The organism is Robiginitalea biformata HTCC2501 (assembly GCF_000024125.1).
GTDB classification, from domain to species: Bacteria; Bacteroidota; Bacteroidia; order Flavobacteriales; family Flavobacteriaceae; genus Robiginitalea; species Robiginitalea biformata.
In genome coordinates this window covers 964,132-990,514 of the sequence record NC_013222.1, presented here as the reverse complement: position 1 = coordinate 990,514, position 26,383 = coordinate 964,132, and the positions used below count along the sequence as shown (strand labels likewise).

The 26,383-nt window shown below is 57.8% G+C and carries 25 protein-coding genes; 12 read left to right on the top strand and 13 right to left on the bottom strand.

The genetic code is table 11. The features are described from left to right. Positions 1-45: 45 nt before the first annotated feature. The 3 genes from RB2501_RS04405 to ileS are packed head-to-tail and all read right to left on the bottom strand — an operon-like array spanning position 46 to position 4,496. On the bottom strand, positions 46-741 hold the full coding sequence (locus RB2501_RS04405; RefSeq protein WP_148214291.1) for a DUF4097 family beta strand repeat-containing protein: 696 nt from the start codon (positions 739-741) through the stop codon (positions 46-48). Then, positions 701-1,087, bottom strand: a complete 387-nt coding sequence (locus tag RB2501_RS04400; RefSeq protein WP_015753545.1) for a TraR/DksA family transcriptional regulator — start codon at positions 1,085-1,087, stop codon at positions 701-703. The genes RB2501_RS04405 and RB2501_RS04400 overlap by 41 nt, the downstream gene beginning before the upstream one ends. Before the next feature lie 4 nt (positions 1,088-1,091). Next, positions 1,092-4,496 carry an isoleucine--tRNA ligase gene (gene ileS, locus RB2501_RS04395; protein ID WP_015753544.1) on the bottom strand — a complete coding sequence of 1,135 codons (3,405 nt, stop codon included), beginning with the start codon at positions 4,494-4,496 and terminating at the stop codon, positions 1,092-1,094. Positions 4,497-4,667: 171 nt separating this feature from the next. Between ileS and RB2501_RS04390 the strand changes: the two genes are divergently transcribed. After that, a complete protein-coding gene (locus tag RB2501_RS04390) occupies positions 4,668-4,991 on the top strand; it encodes a DUF4175 domain-containing protein (RefSeq protein WP_148214290.1) in 324 nt (107 codons plus the stop codon). A gap of 64 nt (positions 4,992-5,055) precedes the next feature. Here the strand turns inward: RB2501_RS04390 and RB2501_RS04385 are convergent, their stop codons facing one another. The 4 genes from RB2501_RS04385 to RB2501_RS04370 all read right to left on the bottom strand — a co-directional run bounded on the left by RB2501_RS04385 (position 5,056) and on the right by RB2501_RS04370 (position 10,943). After that, complete coding sequence (locus RB2501_RS04385; RefSeq protein ID WP_041326987.1) at positions 5,056-7,485, bottom strand: TonB-dependent receptor plug domain-containing protein; 2,430 nt, start codon at positions 7,483-7,485, stop codon at positions 5,056-5,058. Continuing rightward, positions 7,469-8,188, bottom strand: coding sequence for a DNA repair protein RecO (recO, locus tag RB2501_RS04380; RefSeq protein WP_015753541.1), 720 nt, complete (start codon positions 8,186-8,188; stop codon positions 7,469-7,471). The genes RB2501_RS04385 and recO overlap by 17 nt, the downstream gene beginning before the upstream one ends. Before the next feature lie 106 nt (positions 8,189-8,294). Continuing rightward, complete coding sequence (gene gdhA / locus RB2501_RS04375; protein ID WP_015753540.1) at positions 8,295-9,647, bottom strand: NADP-specific glutamate dehydrogenase; 1,353 nt, start codon at positions 9,645-9,647, stop codon at positions 8,295-8,297. A 129-nt stretch (positions 9,648-9,776) separates the two neighbouring features. Next, entirely contained in the window at positions 9,777-10,943 is a 1,167-nt protein-coding gene (locus tag RB2501_RS04370; protein ID WP_015753539.1) for a cystathionine gamma-synthase, read from the bottom strand. Positions 10,944-11,065: 122 nt separating this feature from the next. Here RB2501_RS04370 and RB2501_RS04365 point away from each other — a divergent pair, with 122 nt between their 5' ends. The 3 genes from RB2501_RS04365 to RB2501_RS04355 are packed head-to-tail and all read left to right on the top strand — an operon-like array spanning position 11,066 to position 13,164. Then, a complete protein-coding gene (locus RB2501_RS04365) occupies positions 11,066-11,866 on the top strand; it encodes a DUF3298 and DUF4163 domain-containing protein (RefSeq protein ID WP_015753538.1) in 801 nt (266 codons plus the stop codon). Between the two features lie 54 nt (positions 11,867-11,920). Further along, the gene (locus RB2501_RS04360; RefSeq protein WP_015753537.1) at positions 11,921-12,274 is read left to right on the top strand and encodes an arsenate reductase family protein; all 354 of its coding nucleotides are present in this window, start codon (positions 11,921-11,923) and stop codon (positions 12,272-12,274) included. Continuing rightward, entirely contained in the window at positions 12,271-13,164 is an 894-nt protein-coding gene (locus RB2501_RS04355; protein WP_015753536.1) for a DMT family transporter, read from the top strand. Before RB2501_RS04360 ends, RB2501_RS04355 begins: the two co-directional genes overlap by 4 nt. On the opposite strand, the gene RB2501_RS04350 is transcribed toward RB2501_RS04355, so the two are convergent. Continuing rightward, positions 13,148-13,624 carry an acyl-CoA thioesterase gene (locus RB2501_RS04350; RefSeq protein ID WP_041326986.1) on the bottom strand — a complete coding sequence of 159 codons (477 nt, stop codon included), beginning with the start codon at positions 13,622-13,624 and terminating at the stop codon, positions 13,148-13,150. The genes RB2501_RS04355 and RB2501_RS04350 overlap by 17 nt on opposite strands. Before the next feature lie 156 nt (positions 13,625-13,780). Between RB2501_RS04350 and RB2501_RS04345 the strand changes: the two genes are divergently transcribed. Genes RB2501_RS04345 through RB2501_RS04335 form a run of 3 tightly spaced genes read left to right on the top strand, consistent with a single transcriptional unit; the run spans position 13,781 to position 16,272 of the window. Continuing rightward, a complete protein-coding gene (locus RB2501_RS04345) occupies positions 13,781-14,761 on the top strand; it encodes an NAD(P)H-dependent flavin oxidoreductase (protein ID WP_015753534.1) in 981 nt (326 codons plus the stop codon). A 3-nt stretch (positions 14,762-14,764) separates the two neighbouring features. Next, positions 14,765-15,742: a YheT family hydrolase gene (locus RB2501_RS04340; RefSeq protein ID WP_015753533.1), complete on the top strand. Its 978-nt coding sequence runs from the start codon at positions 14,765-14,767 to the stop codon at positions 15,740-15,742. A gap of 41 nt (positions 15,743-15,783) precedes the next feature. Further along, on the top strand, positions 15,784-16,272 hold the full coding sequence (locus tag RB2501_RS04335) for a c-type cytochrome (protein ID WP_015753532.1): 489 nt from the start codon (positions 15,784-15,786) through the stop codon (positions 16,270-16,272). Positions 16,273-16,302: 30 nt separating this feature from the next. Here RB2501_RS04335 and RB2501_RS04330 read toward each other — a convergent pair whose 3' ends face one another. Then, positions 16,303-17,832: a SulP family inorganic anion transporter gene (locus RB2501_RS04330; RefSeq protein ID WP_015753531.1), complete on the bottom strand. Its 1,530-nt coding sequence runs from the start codon at positions 17,830-17,832 to the stop codon at positions 16,303-16,305. Between the two features lie 243 nt (positions 17,833-18,075). Beyond that, positions 18,076-19,002: a hypothetical protein gene (locus RB2501_RS04325; protein WP_015753530.1), complete on the bottom strand. Its 927-nt coding sequence runs from the start codon at positions 19,000-19,002 to the stop codon at positions 18,076-18,078. Between the two features lie 141 nt (positions 19,003-19,143). Between RB2501_RS04325 and RB2501_RS04320 the strand changes: the two genes are divergently transcribed. Then, positions 19,144-20,145 (top strand): NAD(P)H-dependent glycerol-3-phosphate dehydrogenase, encoded by a 1,002-nt coding sequence (locus tag RB2501_RS04320; protein WP_041326983.1) that lies wholly within the window; start codon positions 19,144-19,146, stop codon positions 20,143-20,145. 20 nt (positions 20,146-20,165) lie between these two features. On the opposite strand, the gene RB2501_RS04315 is transcribed toward RB2501_RS04320, so the two are convergent. From RB2501_RS04315 to RB2501_RS04305, 3 genes are all read right to left on the bottom strand, one after another. Continuing rightward, on the bottom strand, positions 20,166-21,830 hold the full coding sequence (locus tag RB2501_RS04315; protein ID WP_015753528.1) for a glycerol-3-phosphate dehydrogenase/oxidase: 1,665 nt from the start codon (positions 21,828-21,830) through the stop codon (positions 20,166-20,168). A gap of 178 nt (positions 21,831-22,008) precedes the next feature. Further along, positions 22,009-22,332: an antibiotic biosynthesis monooxygenase family protein gene (locus tag RB2501_RS04310; RefSeq protein WP_015753527.1), complete on the bottom strand. Its 324-nt coding sequence runs from the start codon at positions 22,330-22,332 to the stop codon at positions 22,009-22,011. After that, entirely contained in the window at positions 22,329-22,685 is a 357-nt protein-coding gene (locus RB2501_RS04305) for a hypothetical protein (protein WP_015753526.1), read from the bottom strand. Before RB2501_RS04305 ends, RB2501_RS04310 begins: the two co-directional genes overlap by 4 nt. Positions 22,686-22,761: 76 nt before the next feature. Here RB2501_RS04305 and RB2501_RS04300 point away from each other — a divergent pair, with 76 nt between their 5' ends. From RB2501_RS04300 to amaB, 4 genes are all read left to right on the top strand, one after another. Continuing rightward, entirely contained in the window at positions 22,762-23,277 is a 516-nt protein-coding gene (locus RB2501_RS04300) for a CvpA family protein (RefSeq protein ID WP_015753525.1), read from the top strand. A gap of 254 nt (positions 23,278-23,531) precedes the next feature. Next, the gene (locus RB2501_RS04295) at positions 23,532-23,936 is read left to right on the top strand and encodes a CAP domain-containing protein (RefSeq protein ID WP_238528103.1); all 405 of its coding nucleotides are present in this window, start codon (positions 23,532-23,534) and stop codon (positions 23,934-23,936) included. A 112-nt stretch (positions 23,937-24,048) separates the two neighbouring features. Beyond that, on the top strand, positions 24,049-24,594 hold the full coding sequence (locus RB2501_RS04290) for a 3-hydroxyanthranilate 3,4-dioxygenase (protein ID WP_015753523.1): 546 nt from the start codon (positions 24,049-24,051) through the stop codon (positions 24,592-24,594). Between the two features lie 130 nt (positions 24,595-24,724). Further along, positions 24,725-26,278: an L-piperidine-6-carboxylate dehydrogenase gene (gene amaB, locus RB2501_RS04285; protein ID WP_015753522.1), complete on the top strand. Its 1,554-nt coding sequence runs from the start codon at positions 24,725-24,727 to the stop codon at positions 26,276-26,278. Positions 26,279-26,383 lie beyond the last annotated feature (105 nt).

The following is a 26,383-nucleotide window of genomic DNA, read 5'->3' as shown; positions in this document are numbered from 1 at the left end:
AAATAGGGATTATATGGAAACCCGGGGGGTTTTCCACCTGAAGGTTTAGCGGCCGGCATGCACCCGGATATCCCCGAGGTGGCTTTTCAGCTCATAGCTCGGGTCGCCGCCGGGAATCGGATCGACGCGGACCTTACCGTGACGGGATTCCGCCGAGACATCCCCTTCTTCGATGCGGGCAGTGATCGGGGCCGAAAAAGTTTGTACGCGGGTAGTGGTGGCCCGGTGGTCCATCCGGCACCCCCCCGATTCGATATGCACATCGAGCAGCTCGTAGCTGCCCGAAGCCTCCACCTGGCACCGACCGGCGGAAAGCCGTACCCGCTGGCCTTCGGGCAGGACCACCCGGAGGCGTACAGAGAGCACCTTATGGGCGCCGAGTTTGTCGTTGGGGTAGTCAAAACCGGGGGTGAAACCCGTCCGGATCATCAGCGTGCTCCCGGCATTTTCCGTCTGGACAACTACCTCGCTCTGGTACTCCCCCTCCATGCTCGCCTCCACGGTGACCCGGTCGGTGCGGGCGGTTTCCAGGGAGATGGCAAAACACTGGCTGCCGTCGATTGCGATGTCCCGGATTTCCGGTTCCAGAAGCGTTTTTACAACGCGTTTCTGGGCGAGGGCACCCGGCATCCCGGCTCCCCCCAGCAGGATCAAAACCAGGAGCAGGTAGCCAAAAAAACGCCCCGGAGGGCGTTTGCGGTTATTTCTGCATGTTCTTCGCTTCGATACTGAGCGTGGCATGGGGTACGAGTTTTAGCCGTTCCTTATTGATGAGCTTGCCCGTAACCCGGCAAATGCCATAGGTCTTGTTTTCGATGCGCAACAGGGCGTTTTTCAGGTCCCGGATAAATTTTTCCTGCCGGATGGCTAGCTGGGTGTTGGCTTCCTTGCTCATGGTTTCCGACCCTTCCTCAAACGCCTTGAAGGTGGGCGACGTGTCGTCCGTCCCGTTGTTGCCGTCATTCATATAGGAACTCCTGAGGAGCTCCAGGTGGCTCTTGGCCTTTTCGATCTTTTGCTCAATGAGCACGCGGAATTCCTCCAGGTCCTTATCCGAGTAGCGAACTTTGATATCTTCTTGTGCCATAATCTCAGTGTTTTTGGATGTGCAATTTCGTGTTGATTTCATCAAATGCAATCGCCGTACCCTCATCCAGCTGTTCCTCGAACTGCAGGTGGGCAGTGAGGGTCTCGGATTTGATGTACTGCAGGTTGCTCCTTACGGCATTCTCAATGGTTTCGTCTTTTAAAATTTTTATGTCAATCCGGTCCGTCACCTCAAAGCCGGACTCTTTCCGGAGGTTCTGGATTCGGTTGACCAGCTCCCTCGCAATACCTTCCTTCCGGAGTTGTTCGTCGATGGTGATATCGAGGGCCACCGTAATCGGGCCCGAGGAGGCCACAAGCCAACCTTCGATATCCTGGGAACTGATCTCAACATCTTGTAACTGTAATATAATGTTTTTATTTTCCAGTTCAAGCACAATTTCGCCTTCCCGTTCAATTTTCTGGATATCCTCCTGCCCGAGACGGGATACCGCCCCGGCAATGGCTTTCATGTCCTTGCCGAACCGGGGGCCCAGGGTTTTAAAGTTCGGTTTGATCCGTTTCACCAGGATTCCCGAGGCGTCGTCCAGCAATTCTACTTCCTTGACATTTACCTCGGACCGGATCAGGTCGGATACGGCCTCGATGGCCTGGCGCTGCGCCTGATCCAACACGGGGATCATCACTTTCTGAAGCGGTTGCCGCACCTTGATCTTCTCCTTCTGCCGGATAGAAAGCACCAGGGAGGAAATGGTCTGGGCCTTCTCCATCCGGTCTTCCAGGGCCTTGTCGATCAGGCCGGTATCCGCCTCGGGGAATCGGGCCAGGTGGACGCTTTCCGCCGCCTCCCGGGAGGTTCCCCCGGTAAGGTCCTGGTAGAGCCGGTCCGAGTAGAACGGGGCAATGGGGGCCATCAGGGCCGCGACAGTTTCTAGGCAGGTATACAGGGTCTGGTAGGCGGAAATCTTATCCGGGCCGTATTCCCCCTTCCAGAACCTGCGCCGGCAGAGGCGAACGTACCAGTTACTGAGGTTTTCCTGGACAAAGTCCGAAATGGCCCGGGCTGCCCGGGTGGGTTCGTACTGGGCGTAAGCCTCGTCAACCTTCAGGATAAGCGTGTTGAGTTCCGAGAGAATCCAGCGGTCGATTTCCGGGCGTTCCACGTAGGGCACCTCGGGTTCCCCGTAGGTAAACCGGTCGATGTTTGCATAGAGCGCAAAGAAGGAATACGTGTTGTAGAGCGTCCCGAAAAACTTGCGTTTTACCTCCAGGATGCCGTCCATGTCGAATTTCAGGTTGTCCCAGGGGTTCGCGTTGGCAATCATGTACCAACGGGTCGCATCCGGCCCGTGGTCGTCCATGGTTTGGAACGGGTCTACGGCATTGCCGAGGCGTTTGGACATTTTCTTGCCCTCTTTGTCCAGGACCAGGCCGTTGGACAGCACGTTCCGATAAGCGATGGAATCGAATACGAGCGTGCCGATAGCGTGGAGCGTGTAAAACCAGCCGCGGGTCTGGTCTACGCCCTCGGCGATAAAGTCCGCCGGGAAGCAGGCCCCCTGGTCGATCAGGTCGGCGTTCTCAAACGGGTAATGCCACTGGGCATAGGGCATGGAGCCGCTGTCAAACCACACGTCGATCAGGTCCGCTTCGCGCCGCATGGGTTTCCCGGAGGGGGACACCAGCACAATCGGATCTACCTTGTTCTTGTGCAGGTCGATGTGTTCGTAATTCTCCTCGGACAAGTCCCCGGGGGTAAAATCCGGGAAGGGGTCGGCCTCCATAATACCGGCTGCCACAGCCTCCCCGATCGCTTCCTTCAGCTCGGCCGCCGAGCCGATGATGCGCTGCTCTTTCCCGTCTTCCGTCCGCCAGATGGGCAGCGGAATCCCCCAGTACCGGGAGCGGGACAGGTTCCAGTCGTTGGCGGATGCCAGCCAGTTGCCAAACCGGCCTTCCCCGGTGGCCCGGGGTTTCCAGTTGATTTCCTGGTTCAGTTCGTACATCCGGTCGCGAACCTCGGTGATCCGGATAAACCAGGAGTCCAGCGGGTAATAGAGTATCGGCTTGTCCGTACGCCAGCAATTCGGGTAGCTGTGCGTGTATTTTTCCACCTTGAAGGCCTTGTTCTCCTCCTTCAGGCGGATGGCGATTTCCACGTCCACAGAGCGGTCAGGGGCCTCCCCGTCGTCGTAGTATTCGTTTTTTACGTATTTCCCGGCAAGGTCCCCCATCTCCGGGCGGAACCGCCCCTGTAGGTCCACAAGCGGCACCGGGTTCCCCTGCTCGTCCAACACGAGCATCGGGGGAATGGGCGGATTCGCTTCGCGGGCCACCTGCATGTCGTCTGCCCCAAAAGTCGGGGCCGTATGGACGATCCCCGTTCCGTCCTCGGTAGTGACAAAGTCCCCGCTGATCACCCGGAAAGCATCTTCCGGGTTCTGATAGGGCTGGGCGTAGTCGAGCAATTGCTCGTAACGGATTCCCAACAGCTCCTTCCCCTTGAACGACTTCAACACCCTGTACGGGACTTTTTTTGAGCTGCCGTCGTAAGCGGGCAGGTCTTCCCCGGCCTCCTGCGCCTCGAATTTCGGTCCAAACTGCTTGCTTACCAGGGCTTCTGCCAACACCACCCGCGTCGGCTCAAAAGTGTACTGGTTGTACGTGTCCACCAGGACGTAATCGATATCGGCGCCCACGGTGAGGGCCGTATTCGAAGGCAACGTCCACGGGGTAGTGGTCCAGGCCAGCAGATAAACCGGTTTCCCCGCTTCCTTAAGGAAATCCGGCAGGGTTTCGGGTACCGTCAGGAACTGTGCCGTCACCGTGGTATCCGTCACATCCTGGTAGGTCCCCGGCTGGTTCAGTTCGTGCGAACTCAGGCCCGTTCCGGCCTTGGGGGAATACGGCTGGATGGTGTAGCCTTTGTAGATCAGCCCCTTATCGTAGATTTGCTTTAGCAGCCACCATACGGTTTCCATGTATTTGGACTTGTAGGTGACATAGGGATCTTCCATGTCCACCCAGTAGCCGAGCTGCTCGGTCAGGTTATTCCAGACATCCGTATACCGCATCACGGCCTTTTTACAGGCTTCGTTATATGCCTCAACGGAGATTTTGGTGCCGATATCCTCCTTGGTGATGCCCAGCTCCTTCTCCACGCCCAGTTCCACCGGGAGGCCGTGCGTATCCCAGCCGGCCTTCCGCTTTACCTGGAAACCCTTCATGGTTTTATACCGCGGGAAGATATCCTTGATGGTCCGCGCCATCACATGGTGGATTCCCGGCATCCCGTTGGCGGAAGGGGGGCCCTCGTAGAAAATAAACGGTTTCCCATCGGCCCGGGTGGACACGCTTTTTTCAAAGATGTCGTGTTGCTTCCAGAAGCGGCGGATTTCCGCGGCTTCCCGGGGCAGGTCCAGTTGCTTGTGCTCGTTGAACTTCTTCATATCCGGAGCGCTGTATCGTGCGGTTAAAGTGCGCAAAATTAGTGAATTTAGCCGTAAGGACGGTTCCTGAACCGGCTGAAAATGGATGCGGGCCGGGGCCGGGCAACCACAGCGCATCCAAATACGGGCCCGGAACCGTATATAGTAGCAGGAACCATAAACACTAAAATCATGAAAAAGTTACTGATACCATTTGCGATAGTTGCCCTGGCCGGGGGTCTGATGACCGGTTGCCGCGACACCCCCGAGAAGGCAGGGGAAGCTGCCGAGTCCGTGGGTGAATCCCTGGAACAAGCCGGCAAAAACCTCAAGGAGAACAGCGATGAAATCCGCGAAGGCCTGGAGAACACCATGGATACCATGGAAAAAGCCGGCGAAGAGCTGAAAGAAGGCGCCGAGGAGGTTGGTGAAGGCATGAAGGAGGGCGCCCAAAAAGTAGGCGAAGGCATCCGGAAAGCCGGCGAGGAACTGGAAGACGCGGTGGACGACAACTAATTGTATGTCGGTGGAAGCCAACGCCATTTAAATACCCCGGGAACCTTCAGGTCCCGGGTTTTTTTTAGAACCGCATGGACAACCCGGCAATGACGTTGATGCCGGCCGCTGCGATCCCGGAGGAATACGGCCGGTAGCGCTGGTCTGTGAGGTTTTCTACCGCGAGGGTCAGGCGGTAATCGCCCGGAAAGGTATAGGAAGACCGGAAATTCAGCGTATACCAGGCCGGGCTGAAGGGATTGCCCCCGGCATCCGACGCGTAAATAAAGGTTTTGCTACGTTCGGAAAAGGCCAGGTCCTCGAAGGGTACTTCCCCGTTGTAATTCAGGAAGAAGGACGCCTTAAGCGGGTATTTGCTATAGACCAGGTGCAGGTCTGCAAAATCCGGGGCTGCATGCCGCGCGGGCGACTCGCTGCCGTCCTCCTCTTCCTCAACCCCTTCGGTAATCGTGTAGTTGCCCAGCAGGCTCCAGTGTTCCGCCAGGGAGGCGTCGAAACCGAGTTCCACCCCGTATACATAGGCTTTGGCCGCATTCTGGATGGCCTGTACATTACTGGGTTCCCCGTTGTAGGGGATGGTGCGTTCCCCGTTAAAGGTGAAATCCCGCCGTACCAGCGCGTCTACCAGATAAGTGTAGTAAACCGAGCCTTTGACAACCAGCCGGTCCCGGATATTCTGCCGCACCCCCAATTCGGCGTTGTAGGCGTACTCGGGTTCCAGGTCCGGGTTCGGCACTACCACCGAACCGGGCTCCGAATCGAATATCTTCCCGATATCGTCGATGTTCGGCGCCCGGAAACCCGTAGAACCGTTCAGGGTGACCTGGGTATTCCTCCCGGGGAACCAACTGATTCCCAGGCTGCCGGTGAGCGCCCCGTTGTCCAGGTTTGCATCCTCAAAAGGGAAGTCGTAATAGGTCGGGTCGAATTCCGCATCGATCCAGACGTGACTGTAACGCATCCCAGCCAGCAGCGTCAGGTTGGGCTTGAACCGATACGACCCGTTGACGTAGGCCGCCACCGTTTGCCAGGAGGAACCATCCGGGTAGCGGGAAGCGCCTCCATCCCGCACACCGGACTGCACGTTGGTCTCCGATCCGTCGGACCGGACGGAATTCCCGATATACTCGGCCCCGTAGTACAACCGCAGGTCGCCGACCTTACGGGTTTCAAAATCCAGGTTCAGGGAGTAGGCCCCCACGCGTTCCCGGGTGGAATACAGGATGTCTTCCCCGAAATCCCGGTCGTTGCGGCTCTCTTCAAAAAACTGGTAGGCCGCGCTGAGTTTCATGCCCTCGTAAAACTTGTTCCCCCCCGTATGGGCCATGCGGATATTCCCCATAAACCATTTCTGGGGGCCGTAATACCACTCGGCAGACCGGAGGCCGTCCCCGTCGGAATCCGGGCGGATCAGGCGGTCGTACCGGGCATAGTCCGAGGTTTCGCTAAAGTGCACCCCCAGGTTGAAGTCCCATTGGCGGGCCGGCTTATACCGGAATTTTTGCATCAGGCTTACCTGATCGTATCCGCTGGGTACCTGGCGGAGCGGGTTCGGGTTGTCTTCCAGGCGATCCGTACCCCCTTCCGTCACCACGTAGCGGCGCCTCAGGTAAGAATCCGGCCCGTGGCTGCCCATCCGCAGGTCGCCGAAATGGTTGTATGTAAGGCTTGTGAGCATCCCCCAGTTTTCGAACCCGAGGTTGACCCGGCCATGGGCCGTATGTTCGCCGGAGGCCGTGGCGGTCCGGTATTCCAGGCTGCCGGCCACCATCAGGGAATCCCCCGGGGAAAGCAGCGCATCCCGGGTGTAGAAATTCATGACGCCCCCAATTGCATCGCTGCCGTAAATCACCGATCCCGGTCCAAACAGCACCTCGGTTTTCCGAACCGCGAAGGGGTCGATGGACAGGACATTCTGGAGGTTGCCCCCGCGAAAAATCGCATTGTTCATGCGCACCCCGTCCACGGCAAGCAGCACCCGGTTGGTTGCAAACCCCCGGATCATGGGGCTCCCGCCCCCGTACTGGCTTTTCTGGACGAATATTTTACCGGATTGCTGCAACAGGTCTGCAGCGGTCTGGGGGTTCCCGAAAGCGACGTCTGCCGCCCCGATCGTTTCGATTTTCTGGGGGACTTCCCGCTTCTGCTGCTGCCATTTGGAAACGGACATGACCACTTCCTGTAACTGTTCGGCCTGTACTTCCAGATACACCCGGTTCCCCTGGTTCTCGATTGCCCTCCGGGTAAGGTTCAGGGGCTGGTAGCCGATATGCCTGAAAAAGATGCGTTCCCGCATCCCGAATCCCGAAATCGGCACCTGCCCGGAGGCATCCGAGATGGCAGACGTGCTGCGCTGGGCGTTAAACACCGCAACATCCGCAACCGGTTCGCCGGTTTCGCGATCCAGGATGGTAATTTGCTGGGCGCCCATAAACAGGGGTGCCCAAAGAAAAAGGAGCCAGATTGGAATGGGTCGGTTAGGAAAAAACTTCATCGAGTACCGTTAACGAACGTGGTTTTTTGAATCCCTGAAGGTGAATCTCATAGTACAGGATCAGTGAATTCAGCAATTCGCGCCGCTCCGCCTGTGTCAATTCAACCGTGTGAATTGCATCAAAATTTGTGCCTAAAATATTCCTGAATGCTTCCAGGTTCCCGTCTGCCAGAACGGGGTTCAGGCCGGGCTTGCTGCAGTAGGCTCCTTCTGAGAGGTCAAAATACGGGGCATGGCTGTCCGTCTGGTCCGGATAGAACCCGAGGTACCGCGTCAGGCCCATCAGAAAACGGATGTGGAAATTGGCTATTCGTTGGTGCTGGTCGAGCCACTGGAGCGTGTGTTCCAGGTAGCTGAAGAGCTCCGGGTTGGTCTCCTCTTCCCGGATGCTCTCGGAGAGTACTTCGGAAAGGAAAAGGGCTATGGCCCCTTTGCGGATGTCGCTGTGGACTGTGGCATACGGGTAGGCGATCAACGCCTCCCGGAGGTAGCCCAGCCTGCCGGGACGCACCGTTCCCGACACGATTTCCAGTTGGGTCAGCGGTTGGAAAAACCCGGGTCGCAACCCGCCCTTGCGCCGCTTGAGGATCCCCTTCAGCATATAGGTTTGCCGGCCGGAGGCCTCCGTATACATCCTGACGATCAGGCTGGATTCCCCGTACTTCAGGGAACTCAGGACGATGGCTTTGGTGGAGGTTGGCATGGGTGTCGCTATGGAGGCGTAAATATAGGGACCCCCTTCCAGAGAAAAAACGCCTTCCCGGCACTGGGCCGGAAAGGCGTTTGTGAGTTCCGTTTTCCAGGTCCGGTCAGATTACCCCCTGGGCGAGCATGGCATCGGCAACTTTGACAAAGCCGGCGATATTGGCCCCTTTCACATAGTTGCAGTATCCGTCGTCTTCCCTGCCGTATTCAATGCAGGAGTCGTGGATATCCGACATGATCCCTTTCAGGCGCTGGTCCACCTCTTCACGCGTCCAGCTGATGCGGAGGGAGTTCTGACTCATTTCCAGACCGGACGTTGCCACCCCGCCGGCATTCGAAGCCTTCCCGGGTGCAAAGAGGATGCGTGCGTCGTGGAAAGCGTGGATCGCTTCCGGGGTCGAGGGCATGTTGGCGCCCTCTGCCACGCAGATACATCCGTTTTTAATCAGCGTTTTGGCGTCCTCCCCGTTCAGCTCATTCTGTGTGGCACACGGCAGGGCTACCTGGCAGGCTACATGCCAGGGTGCCTTCCCTTTGTGGTAGCTTGCCCCCGGATATTGTTTCACATATTCGGAGATGCGGCCACGCCGGTTGTTCTTCAAATCCATCACCCAGGCGAGTTTCTCCGCATCGATCCCGTCCGGATCGTGGATGTGCCCCCCGGAATCCGAAAGGGTTACTACCTTGCCGCCGAGTTGCAATACCTTCTCGGCTGCGTATTGCGCCACATTCCCGGAGCCCGAAACCGCAACCGTTTTACCCTCGATGCTGTCGTTTCGGGTTTCGAGCATGTTTTGTGCAAAATACACTGTGCCGTAGCCCGTGGCTTCCGGCCGGATCTTGGAGCCGCCCCAGGAGAGCCCTTTCCCGGTGAGGACACCGGTAAATTCGTTGCGGATTTTCTTATACATTCCAAACAGGAAGCCGATTTCCCGCGCACCTACCCCGATATCCCCCGCGGGGACGTCAGTATTCGGGCCGATGTGCCGGCAAAGCTCCGTCATGAAGGCGTGGCAGAAGCGCATCACCTCATCGTCCGACTTGCCTTTGGGGTCAAAATCCGAGCCCCCCTTGCCCCCGCCCATCGGGAGCGTGGTGAGACTGTTCTTGAATACCTGTTCAAAGGCGAGGAATTTCAGGATGCTGGCGTTAACGGAAGGGTGGAAACGCAGGCCGCCTTTGTATGGTCCGATAGCCGAGTTCATCTGGATCCGGTAGCCGCGGTTTACGTGGATTTCCCCGTCGTCGTCCACCCAGGCTACCCGGAAGGAAATCAACCGTTCGGGTTCCACCATGCGCAGCAGGATGTTCTTCCCGCTGTAAATTTCCTGTTCGGCGATGTAGGGAATAACCGTTTCGGCTACTTCCTGAACGGCCTGGATGAATTCCGGCTCGTGCCCGTTCCGGGAGGTAACCTCCTCCATAAAGGCATCAATTTTGTCTTTATAATCAGCCATATGATTAATTTCTGAGATTGTTGAATCAAAAATATACGCGCAAAATTATGGGTTTTTCATAATCTGACCCATATATTTTTACAAAATCGTCAATCGAAGCGCGTCACAGCGGCTTCAATTACAAATCTTTCAATCCCGATTCATGGCCGCCAGCGCCCTTTCCAGATCTTCCGTCAGGTCGGCCGCATCCTCGATCCCCACACTGAGCCGGATCAGCGAATCGGTTACCCCGCTTTTCTCGCGTTCATCCTTGGGGATGCTGGCGTGCGTCATGCTTGCCGGATGACCCGCCAGGCTCTCCACTCCGCCCAGCGACTCCGCCAGGGTGAAAACCCGGAGGTTTTCGACAATCCGGACCGCATCCTCAAAACGGGCTCCCCGTGGCACAAAGGAAATCATCCCGCCAAACCCGGTCATCTGTTTTGCGGCAATATCGTGATTCGGGTGGTCGGGGAAACCCGGCCAGTAGACCCGTTCCACCCCGGGGTGGCCCGCCAGGAATTCGGCTACGGCCCGGCCGTTCTCGCAGTGGCGCTGCATCCGCACATGCAAGGTCTTGATCCCCCGTAACACCAGGAAGCTGTCCATCGGACCGCAGACGGCCCCGCTGGCATTCTGGATAAAATACAACCGGTCTGCCAGTTCTTTGTCTTTAACCACCAGGCCGCCGGCCACCACATCGCTGTGCCCCCCCAGATACTTGGTCGCGGAATGCATGACAATGTCCGCCCCGAGCTCCAGCGGGCGCTGTAAATAGGGGGTGGCAAAGGTATTGTCCACCGCCAGAAGAACGCCCCGGGAACGGCAGCTTTCCGCCACGGCCGCGATATCGATCACCTGCATCATCGGATTGGTCGGGGTTTCCACCCAAACCAAACGGGTTTCAGGCCCAATTGCCGAAGCGACGGCTTCGGCATCCTGCATGCCCAGGAAGCGAAAACGGATCCCCAGGGGCTCGAAGACTTTGCGGAACAACCGGTAACTGCCGCCGTACAAATCATTTGTCGCCAGGACTTCGTCGCCCGGCTTTAAGAGCTTCACCACGGCATCCATGGCCGCCAGGCCACTGGCGAAAGCCAGCCCGAACCGGCCGTTTTCAATACTCGCCAGGGATTCCTCCAGGGCATGGCGCGTTGGGTTGCCGCTGCGGGAGTACTCGTAGCCCTGGTGCTGTCCGGGGGACGATTGGGCATAGGTGGAAGTCTGGTAAATGGGTGGCATTACCGCACCGTAAGCTTTGTCCGGGTGCTGTCCGCCGTGGATGGTTCGCGAATTGAAACGAAGGTCTTTTTTCATGAATTTCTGGCTCTTGAGGCAAAGCTAGCACTTCCTGCCAGCGAAAACAACTGCGTCCGGCGGCGAATGGCACGTTAACGATGGGGAAATCGTATTTTTGTGGGAACAACCGGATAACCGATATGAAAACAACCCTCGCCCCGATACAGGAAAGGCCTGTCCGCCGGCTTGCCCGGGTATTTACAGCCATCTTACTGATCCTCGTCCCCGCCGGTTGCCAGGAGCCGGAAACACTCGGGTTTACCCCCCGGGAATACCTCGGGCAGGTGTGCGCCGACTGTCCTTCGGTCCGGGTGTACGTGCCGGAGGCATCGGAGGAGAAAGCCCTGGGCCGGGCCGTTAACCGGAGCGTTCGGGAAGAGGTTATCGAATGGCTGGACTACGACGAGGTATCCGGGGCCAGCGATATCCCGGAAGCCATCCGCGCTTTCGGGGCCGGTTACCGAAATCTCAGGGAACAATTCCCGGACGAGGCTATCGGGTGGGAGGCAACCGTGGAAGGCGTCGTGGCCCTGGAAAGCGACGAATTGCTGAGCCTGAAACTCGACGGTTACATCTTTACCGGGGGTGCCCACGGGTTTACCCGCACCCGGTACCTGAATTTTGACAAGAAGTCCGCCCGGGAGCTCGACAACCGCGAATTGTTCCGGGACCTGCCGGGTTTGGAGGCCCTGGCGGAAGCTGCCTTCCGGGATTCCCAGGGAATCGCATCCGATGCGGAGATCAATAGTACGGGTTTTATGTTCGAAGACAACCAGTTCCGCCTGCCGGATACTATAGGCTTTGAAGCGGAGGGGCTCGTGCTGCTGTACAACCCCTATGAAGTAGCCTCCTATGCAGACGGGCCGGTTCGGGTGGTGATCCCCTATGCAGATGCGAACCCCTATCTGGCCCTGTCGGCCGGCATGCAGCCACCTGCCTGACCGGGGCGCCCCATGATATAGAATTGCCGAAGCGATCCAATACAACAAGCACCGATGATTAAAATCTACTACCTGAGCACCTGCGATACCTGCAAAAAGATCCTCCGACAGCTCGACCCGCCGGAAACTGCGGTTTTGCAGGACATCAAAACCGAACCGATTACCGCATCGCAACTCGAAGAACTCCGCCGGGCCGCCGGCAGCTACGAAGCGCTTTTCAGCAAACGCGCCCGCCTTTACCGGGAGCGCAACCTGAAGGAAGCCGCGCTTGGCGAAACGGATTTCCGCGACCTGATCCTGGAACACTATACCTTCCTGAAGCGGCCCGTTATCCTGGCCGGCGGCCGGGTATTTATCGGCAACGCCGCCAAAACCACAGTGGCAGCCGCACAAGCCCTCCATCCTTGAGCCAGCGGACGCTGGCCATATGGGCGGCCATAGGGGCCACAACCATCTACGCCCTGAACCACACCATCGCAAAGGGTGTCATGCCGCATTATGTACAACCTTTTGCATTTATCCTGCTGCGGGTAACCGGGGCCGCCGCGCTGTTCTGGATGATCTCCTTTGCCGGCCCCTGCCAGTCTGTCGAGAAACGGGACTGGGGGCGGCTGTTGCTCTGCGCCCTCCTCGGCATGGTAATCAACATGCTGTCGTTCTTCAAGGGGCTCGAACTTTCCACGCCCGTCAACAGTTCCGTCCTGGTTACGGTGACCCCGATCATCGTCGCGATCTTTTCGTATTTCCTCATCCGCGAACGGCTGACACGCCTCAGGGGCCTGGGGATTCTGTTGGGGCTTGCCGGCGCCCTGGCCCTGATTTTTCTGAATGAAACCACCGGGATGAACGCCCCGAACATCCCCCTCGGGAATTTCCTGTTCATCGTCAATGCGAGCAGTTACGGGCTCTACCTGATCCTTGTCAAAAAACTCATCGAGAAGTACCACCCGTTTGTTTTGATGCGCTGGTTGTTTACCCTGGCGGTTTTCATCAACCTGCCCATCACGCTGCCGGAATTCCTGGAAATCGACTGGCCGTCCATCCCGGCCTGGGGGCTGGCCTCGATCGCATTTGTGGTTATCGGCACCACGTTCCTCACCTACTTGTTCAACGTGTTTGCCCTGACCCAGCTCAAAGCCTCCACGGTAAGCGCCTTTATCTACGGGCAACCCGTAATCGGTATAGGGTTTGCCCTCCTCACCGGCAAGGATACCCTGAGCGCTTTGGACGTGCTAGCCATGCTGCTGGTAATGAGCGGCGTGTACCTGGTGAGCAGGCGTACTATTCCAGGTCCCTGACGGGCACGGCGTGGCGGCGTGTGTCTGCCCGGGTGAGTTCCTTGAAACCTTCGGCCTTTTCCGTGCGGCTGAGCGCATCCAGGTATTTTTGAGGCAGCCCGGTGAGCTTCCGTCGGTGCAGATCGATCCAACCTCCCATCATCTTGCAATGTGCCAGGTGCTTCCCCCGGTGGTCGTAGAAGTTGTGGTGGAATTCAAAAAACATCCCATCCCGGCTCAGGCCGGCTACCTCCACCGAGACCCTCACCCCGGTTCCCGGCAGTACTTCCCTGAGGTAGTGCATGTGCTCGAAAAAGACCACCGGGCCCAGGTTTTGCTCCACCATTTCCGGGAGGTCCAGGCCGGATTCGATCAGGAAGGACATACGGGCGTGGCTCATAAAATTCGTGTAGGCGCTGTTTGCCAGGTGCCGGTTGGCATCCAGGTCACTCCATCGGACTTCGAACGCTTTCATGTACATAAATTGACGAGTTTTGGGTTACATGTCGGGGTTTTCAGTTTGAGTTGCTGACAACCCGGTTGCAAAATTAACGGATTTCTTCCCCGCTTCCCGGAGCCCTGCATTTTTATCGTACTTTTAACTTAGAACTTTTCTTTTATCCATCAACCTGTTCCAATGCCCGAAAAAGCGCGTTTTATCGATAGCCTTTGCCTGCCGGTTGTGGCGGCACCCATGTTTCTGATTTCCAACCCCGAGCTCGTCATCGCCTGCTGCAAACGAGGCATCGTCGGCACATTCCCGGCCCTCAACCAGCGCAGCAGCGAAGGTTTCGAAGAGTGGCTCAGGGAAATCACCGGGGCCCTGGAGGCCTATGAAAGGGAAACCGGCAAGAAGCCCGCCCCGTTTGGGGTCAACCTGATTGTTCACCCGACAAACCCGAGGCTGCGTGCCGACCTGGAACTCTGTGTCCGCTACCGCGTCCCATTGGTAATCACCTCCCTGGGCGCCGTCTCCGATGTGGTGGATGCCGTTCACAGTTATGGAGGCCTCGTATTCCACGACATCATCAAGAAACGCCATGCCGAGAAGGCAGCGGAAGCCGGGGTAGACGGACTGATCCTGGTTGCCGCGGGCGCCGGGGGGCATGCCGGAACGCTCAACCCGATGTCCCTGATTGCCGAGGTCCGGAAGGTCTTTGACAAAACGCTGCTGCTCTCCGGTTGTATCAGCACGGGACGGGACGTGGCAGCCGCGCTGCAAATGGGGGCCGACCTGGCCTATATGGGGACGCGTTTTATCAATACGGAAGAAAGCCGGGCCCCGGAGGCCTACCGGCAGATGATCGTGAAGGCCGGCGCATCCGATATTGTCTATACAGCAGCCGTGTCCGGAGTGCCCGCAAATTTCCTGGGGCCCAGCCTGGAGGCCGCCGGCCTCACCGAAGAAGACCTGAAACGGGATACGAAGATCGACTTTGGCAAAGAATTGGATACGGAGGCCAAGGCCTGGAAGACCATCTGGTCGGCCGGACAAGGGGTTACCAGTATCGGGGACGTCCTCCCGGTTTCCGAACTGATCGACCGGCTCCGCCTGGAATTCCGGGAAGCCCTGACCGAACAAGCCGAATTGCTGGACCGCTATTGCCACGGCGTCTGACCGATGCCCCTGGAACCGTCTGCATATCATCCCCCGGCGTACTGGCGCAACGGCCACCTGTCCACCATCTATTCCGCCCTCTTCCGGCGGGTCCCCAACCCGGGCTACCGTCGGGAACGCCTGGAACTCCCGGACGGGGATTTCCTGGACCTGGACTGGCTGGGACGCAATGGTGAGAACAAAGCGAAGCACCCGGGTAAGATAGTGGTCCTGGTTCACGGCCTGGAAGGCGATACGCGCCGCCCGTATATGGTCGGGAGCGCCGTTGCATTTGCCCGGGAAGGCTACGCAGTCTGTGCGGTGAACCTACGGGGGTGCAGCGGGGAGCCCAACCGGCTGTTCCGCTCCTACCATTCCGGGGCTACGGAAGACCTGCAGGCCGTGGTTCAACACCTGACAACCGCACAACCGGAAGCCCGCATCTACCTCAAGGGGTTCAGCCTGGGCGGGAACCTGATCCTGAAATACCTCGGGGAAGACCCCGGCAGGGCCCGGAGCATCCAGGCTGCAGCGGCCATTTCCGTCCCTGTAGACCTGCGCGATTCCCTCATGCAGCTCCAGCAACCGAGGAACCGTTTGTATTCCCGGCGATTCCTCAGGAACCTCCGGGAGAAAATGCGTCAGAAACACCGCCTTTTCCCGGACCGGATACCCCTGGAAACCCTCCGGGCTATCCGGACCCTCAAGGATTTCGACGACCTGTATACCAGCCGGGCGCACGGGTTCCGGGACGCCCTGGATTACTACGCCCGGTGCAGCAGCCTGCCGGTTTTGGAAAACATCCGGGTCCCCACCCTCCTGCTCAATGCCCGCAACGACAGTTTCCTGGGGCCCGCCTGCTATCCCGGGGCACTCAGTGAGCGGCATCCCCGCTTGTTTTACGAATCCCCGGCCTATGGCGGGCATGTCGGGTTTATCCTGCCGGGGGGCACCTACTACAACGAACTCCGCGCAATTCGATTTTTCAGGCAGCATTCATAAGCACCGAATTTGTATATTAGTCGCTCATAAGAATCTGTATCATGAAAAAATTCTTGGCTATATGCACCGTTGCAGCTTTTGTGACGGGTTGCGGCGAAAAAAAGGAAGAGAAAAAAGACGACGGTTTTGAAATGAGTCGTACCAAGCAGGAAGCCCCGGCTGCCGAAAAAGCCGATTCGGGAGGCGTCCCCGTAGACCTTTCCAACAAAGGCGTGGGACCCGTGGAATCCCTGGATCTTCCCGATGAAATCGACCAGGAACTCGCCGCAACCGGAGAAGCCAAATTCAACCAGATCTGCGTCGCCTGCCACCAGGTGGAAAAACGCATGATCGGCCCGGCCATGGCGGGCGTAATGGAGCGCCGCAGCCCGGAATGGGTGATGAATATGATGTTGAACCCCGACGGGATGCTCAAGGAAGACCCCATTGCCAAGGCGTTGCTCAAGGAGTACAACAACATGATCATGACCAACCAGAACCTGTCCGAAGAAGACGCGCGGGCACTGCTGGAATACCTGAGGACCCTGTAGGCATTCCGCCTACCGGGACCCTCCCACCCTTCAGATCTTGTCGGTCAGCACCTTGTAGGTCGGATCTTCCAACACGTTGATCTCGATGATGTCGTCGGCATCTTTGAGCAGGCGGCGGCAGTCCCTGCTCAGGTGCTTTAAGTGGACCTTTTTGCCCACCCGTTCGTAGCGTTCGGTGAGTTTGTTAAGCGCTTCGATGGCGGACATGTCCACCACGCGGCTCTCCCTGAAGTCGATTACGATTTCTTCCGGGTCGCCCATTACATCGAACTTTTCGTTGAACAATGTCGTCGATCCGAAAAAGAGCGGGCCGTAGATTTCATAGTGCTTGACCCCTTCTGAGTCGATGTGCTTCCTGGCCCGGATGCGCTTGGCATTGTCCCAGGCAAAAACCAGGGCGGAGATGATCACCCCCACGAGCACGGCCAGGGCCAGGTTGTGCAGGAAGACCGTTACCAGGGTAACCAGCACCATGACCAGGACGTCCGATTTGGGCATCCGGCGAAAAGTCCGCAGACTCGCCCATTCAAAGGTGCCCAGGGCCACCATAATCATCAGCCCGGTAAGAGCCGCCATCGGCACGCGCTCAATCAACCCGGAGCCGTAAACCACGAATACCAGGAGCATCAGGGATGCCACAATCCCCGAGAGCCGGGCCCTGGCGCCATTGGATGTATTGATCAGGCTCTGGCCGATCATCGCGCACCCGCCCATACCGGAGAACAGGCCGGAAAGGATATTGCCCGCCCCCTGGGCTACCGCCTCCTTGTTGCCGCGGCCGCGGGTTTCAGTGATTTCGTCGACGATGTTCAGAGTCAGCAGGCTTTCGATAAGCCCCACCCCGGCCACGATTGCTGCATAGGGGAAGATGATGCGCAGTGTTTCCAGGGTCCACGGCAGTTCCGGGATATGGAATGGCGGGAAGCCCCCGCTGATGGAGGCAATATCCCCGATGCTGCGGGTGGGGATATCCAGTGCCAGGACCAGGCCAAAGATGACCAGGATGGCCACCAGGGAGGCGGGCACGGCCTTGCTCAGCCTGGGCAGGCCCCAGATAATGGCCATGGTAAGAAGAACGAGCCCGCTAAAGGTCCAAAGGGCCGGACCCTGCATCCAACCCCCTTCCGGGGTCTTGAATTGGGCGAGTTGCGACATAAAGATGATGATGGCCAGGCCGTTTACAAACCCGAAGATCACGGGGTGGGGCACCAGCCGCATGAATTTACCGAGGCGGAACACCCCGGCCGTTACCTGCAGCAGGCCGGCTAAAATTACCGTGGCAAAGACATATTCCACTCCGTAGTCGGCTACCAGGGAAACGATGACCACCGCCACGGCCCCGGTGGCCCCGGAGATCATGCCCGGCCTTCCGCCAAGGACGGAGGTTACCAGACCCAATACAAAGGCTGCATAGAGCCCGGTGAGCGGGGACAACCCGGCAATCAGGGCAAATGCAATCGCCTCGGGCACAAGTGCCAGGGCTACGGTAAGCCCGGAAAGGATCTCCGTGCGGTAATTGACTTCCTGTGAAAAATCGAATAGGTTCAGATACTTCTTCAAAATCCTGGTTTAAGCCGGCAAAATTACCCAATATTTCCGAGAGGCCCGGCCTGGAGGAAGGAATTCGGGAATCTTCAGAATTCGCGGGGATCTCTCAGGATTTTGCAACAATTTCGGGGAGTCATTGAGGTACCCGCAATGCCCCCTTGCTGCCGGTCCCTGTCCCCTAAAAAGAGAAACCGCCCGGGATCTTACAGGATCCGGACGGTTTCCAACTAACCAACCAACCAAAATTTTAAAGGCTTACCCCGGGCGCTTCCTGCTCACGTGCATGTCCGGGAGCGTTTCCGCCCGGCGTTTGCGCAGGTCTCTGCCCGCATCCTTGAGGAATTGCCGGTAGCCCCGGCCCGAGAACTCGTACAACGTCCCGCTGTCCGGGTGGTAGAGTTCAATCGTTCCGTCATCAATAACGTATAATTCAAAATAGTCATTGCCCATAAATTCATAATCCAGTGTTAAAGTTTTCAGGCTGGGGTCGCCGGGCACATTGTACACGGTATACCGTCCCTGGTAATCCCATAATAGCGCCTGGATGGGCGTGCCCGGAAGGTCTTCGGACGAACGGAATTCATCCCGGTTGCCCAGGGCCGGGAATGACAGGAAGTGTTCCCGGTCAAAATCGTTCAGGGTCCCGGCATCGCTGGCAAACGTTTTTTCCCAGGCGCTGTATTCCTGCAGGAAATAATGGATGTTATCGTAAAACAGCCCGTCGTAATCGAACTGGCCGCGCTGGTAGCCGTGGAGAAAATACGAGGTATCCGTTTGCGGGTCGTAGAGTTCCACCCGGGCATTGCCCAGGACATAGACATCCAGGTCCCAGAGCCCGTCGATGTCGTGGTCGATGGCCACAATCCCGCCGGCCGTATCGTACCAGCCCACCTGGATGCCCAGGCCGTTCCCCGTCTTCCCGATCCCCACCAGGTTGTTGTTTGCGAGCAGGGCACCCCTGTCAAAAGAGACCGTAAAGGCGTGCTGCAGGAATGGGACCTCACCGCTGCCCCGGGTGGCGTGGATATCCACATACCAGAGGTCATAGGCTTCCAGCACCTGCCGGGCGCTGACCGGGACGTCTGCTACCGGGGCGGGTTCCTCCACCCACAATTCGGTGTAACAGGAATGGAGCAGAAAAGTGAGCAGCAGAAGCGGAAGGATCGTAATTTTCGTTCTCATATCGCGTGACTTTGATTCCGATTACCAAGTTGCAATCGGCGTGCCAAAGTTTCTTGGCGCTGATAGTCAACGTTTTAATGGGTTTTATCCGCATTTCCGACCGAATTAATTTTAAGTAATTTTGGACGAAAGAACACAGGAGTGAAAGCAAATATGCGGTTTGCCGTACTAGGCGGCGGGAGTTGGGCTACAGCCATCGTAAAAATGTTGTGCGAGAACCTGGACCAGGTAACCTGGTACATGCGGAATCCGGACGCCATCGAACACATTCGCAGGGAAGGGCATAACCCGAATTACCTGAGCTCCGTGGAGTTCAACACGGACCAACTCCGTTTGACGGACACCATCGACGAGGCGGTCCGGGACGCAGACCTGTTGATTTTTGCCATCCCGTCTGCCTTCCTGGTCCGCGAACTCAAACAGCTCAGCGTCCCCCTCGGCGGCAAAACCCTTTTCTCGGCCATTAAGGGAATCGTGCCCGAGACGGGTAAAATCGTCGGGGAACACCTGCACGAAACCTACGACATTGCCTATGACGACATCGGCGTGATCACCGGCCCCTGCCACGCAGAAGAGGTGGCCCTGGAGCGGCTGTCCTACCTGACCATCGCCTGTTCCGATAAAAAGAAGGCGCGGATGGTGGCCCGGGCCCTGAGCAGTAGTTATATCAAGACGAAGGTTACCAAAGACATCATCGGCACGGAATACGCGGCCATGTTGAAGAACATCTACGCGATTGCCGCGGGGATTGCCCATGGGCTGGGATATGGCGACAATTTTCAATCCGTGCTCATGAGCAATGCCATCCGGGAGATGAAGCGCTACACGAAGCGCCTGTACAACATCGACCGGAATATCAACCATTCGGCCTACCTGGGCGACCTGCTGGTAACCGGGTATTCCACCTTCAGCCGGAACCGGATGTTCGGGAACATGATCGGGAAAGGGTACACGGTAAAAAGCGCCATGATGGAGATGAGTATGGTGGCTGAAGGCTATTACGCTGTGAAAAGCGCCCACGCCATCAAGGAGGACTTCCCCAAGAAGGTCAAGACCCCGATCATCGACGCCGTTTACAAAGTGTTGTACGAACAAAAGAATGCCAAGAAAACCTTCGCTGCCCTGGCCGACCGGATGAGTTGATCCCGGGGTACCCCGGGAAGCTATACCGGTTCCAGGCTGAACGTGCTGTGCAGGTGGATTTCCCGTTCGAGGGTTTCCTTCCAGGCCTCGGCCTTCCGGGCATCCGCCCCCAGCAACCGGGCGCACTCGGCAACGGCCTCCTCCAGGTATTCCCGTACCGAATCGATATCGAAGTAAAGCCGGCCGGTTCGCCGGATGAAAAAGTCCATGGGGCTCTGCACCATCTCATAGGCCACGCCAAACTGCAATTCGGCCTGCATCAGGCGCCACCTGGGGTCCTTCCCCTCAGAGGCCTCAAAATCCGACAGGATCGTTTCCGTCTGGTCCCCGTAGGTGGTGACCAATTGCCAGGCCACATGCCGGTCCAGTCCGTGAGGCTTCAGGCGGCGGGCTATTTGGTCGATGTACTCCCGCACCGCTTTGGAATTCTTAAAGCCGTTCCCGCAGAGCGGCAGCTTCTCGGTCCGGCAGGGCCCCAGCTCCTTCCCGGCTTCCTCCAGGCGATGCGCTACCCGGTTGACAGCCCGTTCGGCCATTTTCCGGTACCCGGTCAGCTTGCCCCCGGCCATGCTGATCAGGCCGCTCTCCGAAGTAAAAATCTCATCCTTGCGCGATAATTCGGAGGCGGATTTGCCTTCCTCGTGGATCAGTGGCCGCAGTCCTGCCCAGGACGATTCGATATCTGCCATTTCCAGCTCGATGGACGGAAACATATTGTTCACCGCGGAAATCAGGTAGATGGCGTCGGCCAAATCCGTGCGCACGTCATCCTTGTCCCCGTTGAAATTCGTATCCGTAGTGCCCACGTAGGTGACCTTCCCCCTGGGAATCGCAAAAATCATCCGCCCGTCCGGCACGTCGAAGTAAACGGACTGCCGAACCGGGAGTTTCTCATGGGGGAAAACCAGGTGGACCCCCTTGGTCAGGTGCAGCCGTTTGCCCTGCCGGCTGCGGTTTACGCCCCGCAACTCATCTACCCAGGGGCCCGCCGCATTGATGATATGGTCGGCGCGGACTTCCATCTTGCCGCCCCCCAGGAGGTCTTCGGCCACCACGCCGTCCACGCGGCCTTCCTCGTAAAGGAAGTCGTCCACCCGCATGTAGTTCAGGGCCTTGGTCCCGAATTCCAGGCTGCTCTTGATGATTTCGAGTGTCAGTCGGGCGTCGTCGGTGCGGTATTCCGCGTAATATCCGGCACCTTTTAATTTCTTTTTCGGCAGGAGCGGCTCTTTCTTCAGCGCCTGTTTCTTTTCCAGCATCTTCCGCTTGTCGTCCCCTCCTACCTGGGCGAGGATATCGTATACCTTCAGGCCGATGGATGTGAGCCATTTTCCGTACGACCCCCCTTCGATGAGCGGCAAGAGCATTTTCTCGGGCAGGACCAGGTGCGGGGCCAGTTTGTGTACGATGGCGCGCTCCGAACCGACCTCTTTCACCAGCCAGAAGTCGAACTGTTTCAGGTACCGCAAGCCCCCGTGGATGAGTTTGGTGGATTTGCTGCTGGTCCCGGAGGCAAAATCCCCCTTTTCCAGCAAGACGGTGCGAAGCCCGCGGGATGCGGCGTCCAGGGCAATCCCCGCCCCGGTGATTCCCCCGCCGATAACCAGCAGGTCGGCTCGGGAGGCTTGCAGTTCCCTGAGGTCGGATGACCGGCTCTTCGTGGTAAATGGGTTCGGTTTTTTCATAGCAATTGGGGTTTGGTGCAGGGTATCGCGGCCGGGTTGCGACGTGAGCGTTATTCCGGGACCGCGATGGTATGCGATAAAAATACGAGGAATTTCAGGTTTCGCCAATGGGCGCGCGGGGTTTCAGTTCCCCGGAAGGAGCTTCAACGAGGAGGGTTGCCGTCCCCCTGCTGGGGAGTCATTCAGCAGATCCTTCCCGGTTAAACCCGTATTCCTTCTCCACCCGGCAAATCCGAATCCGGTACTCGCTGTACCATTTTTCGCGTCCGTTCCGCTGGGCCAGTGCGTGGTCGGCCTGGGCCTTCCAGCCCGCGATAGCCTCCAGGGATTCCCAGTAACTGACGGTTATCCCGACTTCCTCCCGGGCGTGGTCCACCCCCAGATAACCCGGCTGGCGTGCGGCCAGCTCCATCATACGAGCCGAAGTTTCCGCATACCCGGCCTGCTCTTCGGTCCGGCGGGAAGTGAAAATCACGGCGTAATAGGGGAATTTTGCCTTCATAGCGGATAATCGTTTTCCAGGAAATAGGTGACGATGGCTTCCTTCATCAGGACGGATTGCTCCCCGGCCTTCAGCACCGGCAGCGGTTCCAGCAGCCGGTAATGCGGCCATCCCTCATCGTCAAAATATTCGAACTCGTAATACCCATAAGGCTCCAGCAGGCGGCAGATGCCGATATGCATCAGGTCGAGTTTTTCATCTTTCTTGAAGCGGCGGTGGAACTGCCCGAGTTCCTGGACGCCGATCAGGTAGATAATCGCGTCCAGATCCAGGGTGTCCCCGTCGGCGAACCGTTCGGAAAGGTCTGCCTGCAGCTTCTCCCAACGCGCTTTCAATTCTGTATCTCTTGCCATAAGCCAGCCGGATCGGGGCGCCGTTTAACGCGCCCTAAAGGTACGAATCAATGCGCTATATTTGCGGGTAACCGCCATGGGATTTATCGATGTCATTCTGGGATTATTACTCGTTTACGGACTCTATAAGGGGTTTCGCAACGGGCTGATCCTTGAGATTGCCTCCATCGCCGCGCTGATAGCAGGGATCTACGGGGCCATCCACTTTTCATACATCGCGGCCGGCTACCTGAGTCAGCGCCTGGACTGGAGCCCCTACTACCTGAAACTAACCGCATTCCTGATCACCTTCCTGGCCATCGTCATTGCTGTCCACCTGTTGGGCAAACTGCTTACCCGCGTGGCGGAAATGATCCTGGTGGGCTTCCTGAACCGGCTGGGGGGCGCCGTTTTTGGGGTGGTTAAAGTAGCCGTTATCCTCGGGGCCCTGCTGATCTTTTTTGAACGGGCCAACCGGACCCTGGGCGTGGGCGACTCGGATGCAGTCCGCGAGTCCGTACTCTACGGGCCGGTGCGGGAAGTCGGCGCCTTTGTTTTCAGCCGGGTCCTGGAGCCGGCACCCCGGGAAACCGAAGTTCCCGCCTCCCGTTAACCGCCCGAAGAATTAGAAGCTGTTTGCCGGTGTACGAGGATTCCCGACACTTTATCGAAATTTAAGGCCCTCCCGGGCGGTTCGCCGGAAAAATGTGTATTATTATCCTCCGGCCCCGCGCCGGGTATGAAAAGAACCCCCATTCTTTCTACTGGCCTACTTACAGAATAGAACACTGTATGAAAATGAGAATGCAAAGTGCATTCTTGGTTTTCTTCGCGCTGGCAATCGCTTCCTGCTCCAAGGATTCAACAATGCCTGCTAACCCGATAGAAGCCGAGAATGTCCAGGCTGTAGAGGGTGCCATACTCGAACTTGTCAACCAGCACCGGCAGGCCATAGGGGCCGACCCCCTGGCCTTTAGCGAATTGGCGTATTCCTACGCCAACCAGCACACGGATTATATGATTGCCACCGGGAACACGAGTCACGACGACTTCAATGCCCGCGCTTCCAAAATCGCGGAGGCCACGGACGCCAAGTCCGTAGCCGAGAATGTCGCCAGGAATTACGACACGGCCCAGGAAGCCTTTGATGCCTGGATGGCGAGCGCCTCCCACAAGAGTACCCTGGAGGGCAGCTTCAGCCACACGGCCGTCAGCGTCAAACGCGCTCCCGACGGGAAATTGTACTTCACCCAGTTGTTTTACCTGCAATAGCCCACGTGCCGGCCTGAACTCCGGACCGCCCTGAACTCCGGGCCGGCCCGATATCGCTTCCATTTTCGTATCTTTCGGGGACGCTACATGCGATAAACGAAACAATACGAAAATGGCAATCGCCCCTCCTTTCAATCTGACGCAATGGCTCGAAAACCACCGGGAAGAACTCAAGCCCCCGGTGGGAAACAGGAACCTCTACAAGGAGGCCGGGGACTATATTGTCATGGTGGTGGCCGGGCCCAATGCGCGTAAGGATTACCACTACAACGAAACCGAAGAACTCTTTTACCAGCTCGAAGGGACGATCGAGGTGCACGTACAGGAGGACGGGGAGAAAAAAACCTTCACCCTCGGCCCGGGGGACATGTACCTGCACCCGGCCAGGGTGCCCCATTCGCCGGTCAGGCACCCGGATTCCATCGGCCTGGTGGTGGAGCGCAAGCGCAGCGATACGGATGCCCGGGACGGGCTGCTCTGGTACTGCGACAATTGCAACAACAAGCTCTACGAAGCCTATTTCAAATTAGAGGATATCGAAAAAGACTTCCTGGCGCATTTTAAGGTGTTCTACGGGTCGGAGGCCCTGCGGACCTGTGATCAATGCGGGACTGTGATGGAAGCCGATCCCCGCTTTGTCGGGGATTCGTCCGACTAGGCCCCTGCCGGTGCCCCCCCGACAAATCCGGGAACTCCCGCTGATAAAGTTGGCCGGCCGGTCATGGAAATGCCCCGGGAATTTGTAGTTTTGTCATAAATATAACATCTCAGCATAAAAAAGTTACAAAATGACGGAAGTTGCCCTGGATTTTGGTATAGAAAAAGCCCTGAAAGCATTGGGAGTCGAAGACGTAAACCCCGGAAGCTCCACCGGAATGGAACACTTTGGTTCCGGGGAGGAAATCGCCTCCGTATCGCCGGTTGACGGCGCAACCATTGCCAGGGTCCGGGCCACCACCCAGGAAGATTACCGGCGTGTTGCGGAAACCGCAGCCAGCGCCTTTACCTCCTGGCGCCTGGTACCCGCCCCCCAGCGCGGGGAAATCGTCCGGCAGTTTTCGGACCGGCTCCGGGAGCTCAAAGAACCCCTGGGCAAGCTCGTATCTTATGAAATGGGCAAGTCCTACCAGGAAGGCCTTGGCGAAGTGCAGGAGATGATCGATATCTGCGATTTTGCCGTGGGCCTCTCCCGCCAGCTTCACGGCCTGACCATGCATTCCGAACGACCGGGACACCGCATGTACGAACAATATCACCCGTTGGGTGTGGTGGGGATCATCTCCGCCTTTAACTTCCCGGTGGCCGTTTGGGCATGGAATACGGCCCTGGCCTGGGTTTGCGGCGATGTGTGTATCTGGAAGCCCTCCGAAAAAACGCCGCTCTGCGGTATCGCCTGCCAGAAGATCGCCGCCGAGGTATTCCACCGCAACGGGATGCCGGAAGGAATAACCTGCCTGATCAACGGGGATTACCGGGTGGGTGAAATGTTGACCGGTGACACCGGCGTACCGCTTGTCTCGGCAACCGGTTCCATCCGGATGGGCAAAATCGTCGCGCAGGCAGTTGCCGCCCGGCTCGGACGGTCGTTGCTCGAACTCGGAGGGAACAACGCCATCATCGTCACCCCGGACGCAGACATAAAAATGACTGTTATCGGCGCAGTCTTCGGAGCCGTCGGTACCTGTGGCCAGCGCTGCACCTCCACCCGGAGGCTGATCGTCCACGAAGACGTATATGACGAGGTAAAATCGGCCCTGAAACAGGCCTATGGACAACTCCGAATCGGCAACCCGCTGGACGAGGAAAACCACGTTGGCCCGCTGATTGACCGGGAGGCTGTGGATATGTACCGGAAAGCCCTGGAGCAGGTGGTTGCCGAAGGGGGCGAGATCCTGGTGCCCGGGGGCGTCCTGGACGGCCCGGGGTATGAGAGCGGCTGTTATGTGAAGCCGGCTATTGCCGAGGCCGAAAACCACTTTGAAATCGTACAGGAAGAAACTTTTGCGCCCGTATTGTACCTGATCCGGTACTCCGGGGACGTCCACGATGCGATTGCACTTCAAAACGGCGTCAAGCAAGGGCTTTCATCGGCCATTATGACGACCAACCTGCGGGAATCGGAAGCCTTCCTCTCTGCCGCGGGGAGCGATTGCGGAATCGCCAACGTAAACATCGGCACCTCCGGCGCCGAAATAGGCGGCGCCTTTGGGGGTGAAAAAGAAACCGGCGGCGGCCGGGAGTCCGGCTCGGACGCCTGGAAAATCTATATGAGGCGGCAGACAAACACCATTAACTACAGCGACAATCTCCCCCTGGCGCAGGGGATTCGATTTGACCTTTGACGGTTTGCCGGACCATCCGGATGCACCCATGGGTGTTGGCGGATCCCGAGGGCCCCGGCCACATTTGGGCCTTCAGGCCGTTTTTGGGAAAACAGACGGCCTGAG

Bases quoted from the DNA above. Each gene is read 5' to 3' on its own strand.
- RB2501_RS04405 (WP_148214291.1), bottom strand. From the start codon at position 741: ATGCCACGCTCAGTATCGAAGCGAAGAACATGCAGAAATAACCGCAAA.
- RB2501_RS04400 (WP_015753545.1), bottom strand. From the start codon at position 1,087: ATGGCACAAGAAGATATCAAAGTTCGCTACTCGGATAAGGACCTGGAG.
- ileS (WP_015753544.1), bottom strand. From the start codon at position 4,496: ATGAAGAAGTTCAACGAGCACAAGCAACTGGACCTGCCCCGGGAAGCC.
- RB2501_RS04390 (WP_148214290.1), top strand. From the start codon at position 4,668: ATGAAAAAGTTACTGATACCATTTGCGATAGTTGCCCTGGCCGGGGGT.
- RB2501_RS04385 (WP_041326987.1), bottom strand. From the start codon at position 7,485: ATGAAGTTTTTTCCTAACCGACCCATTCCAATCTGGCTCCTTTTTCTT.
- recO (WP_015753541.1), bottom strand. From the start codon at position 8,188: ATGCCAACCTCCACCAAAGCCATCGTCCTGAGTTCCCTGAAGTACGGG.
- gdhA (WP_015753540.1), bottom strand. From the start codon at position 9,647: ATGGCTGATTATAAAGACAAAATTGATGCCTTTATGGAGGAGGTTACC.
- RB2501_RS04370 (WP_015753539.1), bottom strand. From the start codon at position 10,943: ATGAAAAAAGACCTTCGTTTCAATTCGCGAACCATCCACGGCGGACAG.
- RB2501_RS04365 (WP_015753538.1), top strand. From the start codon at position 11,066: ATGAAAACAACCCTCGCCCCGATACAGGAAAGGCCTGTCCGCCGGCTT.
- RB2501_RS04360 (WP_015753537.1), top strand. From the start codon at position 11,921: ATGATTAAAATCTACTACCTGAGCACCTGCGATACCTGCAAAAAGATC.
- RB2501_RS04350 (WP_041326986.1), bottom strand. From the start codon at position 13,624: ATGTACATGAAAGCGTTCGAAGTCCGATGGAGTGACCTGGATGCCAAC.
- RB2501_RS04345 (WP_015753534.1), top strand. From the start codon at position 13,781: ATGCCCGAAAAAGCGCGTTTTATCGATAGCCTTTGCCTGCCGGTTGTG.
- RB2501_RS04340 (WP_015753533.1), top strand. From the start codon at position 14,765: ATGCCCCTGGAACCGTCTGCATATCATCCCCCGGCGTACTGGCGCAAC.
- RB2501_RS04335 (WP_015753532.1), top strand. From the start codon at position 15,784: ATGAAAAAATTCTTGGCTATATGCACCGTTGCAGCTTTTGTGACGGGT.
- RB2501_RS04325 (WP_015753530.1), bottom strand. From the start codon at position 19,002: ATGAGAACGAAAATTACGATCCTTCCGCTTCTGCTGCTCACTTTTCTG.
- RB2501_RS04315 (WP_015753528.1), bottom strand. From the start codon at position 21,830: ATGAAAAAACCGAACCCATTTACCACGAAGAGCCGGTCATCCGACCTC.
- RB2501_RS04310 (WP_015753527.1), bottom strand. From the start codon at position 22,332: ATGAAGGCAAAATTCCCCTATTACGCCGTGATTTTCACTTCCCGCCGG.
- RB2501_RS04305 (WP_015753526.1), bottom strand. From the start codon at position 22,685: ATGGCAAGAGATACAGAATTGAAAGCGCGTTGGGAGAAGCTGCAGGCA.
- RB2501_RS04300 (WP_015753525.1), top strand. From the start codon at position 22,762: ATGGGATTTATCGATGTCATTCTGGGATTATTACTCGTTTACGGACTC.
- RB2501_RS04295 (WP_238528103.1), top strand. From the start codon at position 23,532: ATGCCTGCTAACCCGATAGAAGCCGAGAATGTCCAGGCTGTAGAGGGT.
- RB2501_RS04290 (WP_015753523.1), top strand. From the start codon at position 24,049: ATGGCAATCGCCCCTCCTTTCAATCTGACGCAATGGCTCGAAAACCAC.
- amaB (WP_015753522.1), top strand. From the start codon at position 24,725: ATGACGGAAGTTGCCCTGGATTTTGGTATAGAAAAAGCCCTGAAAGCA.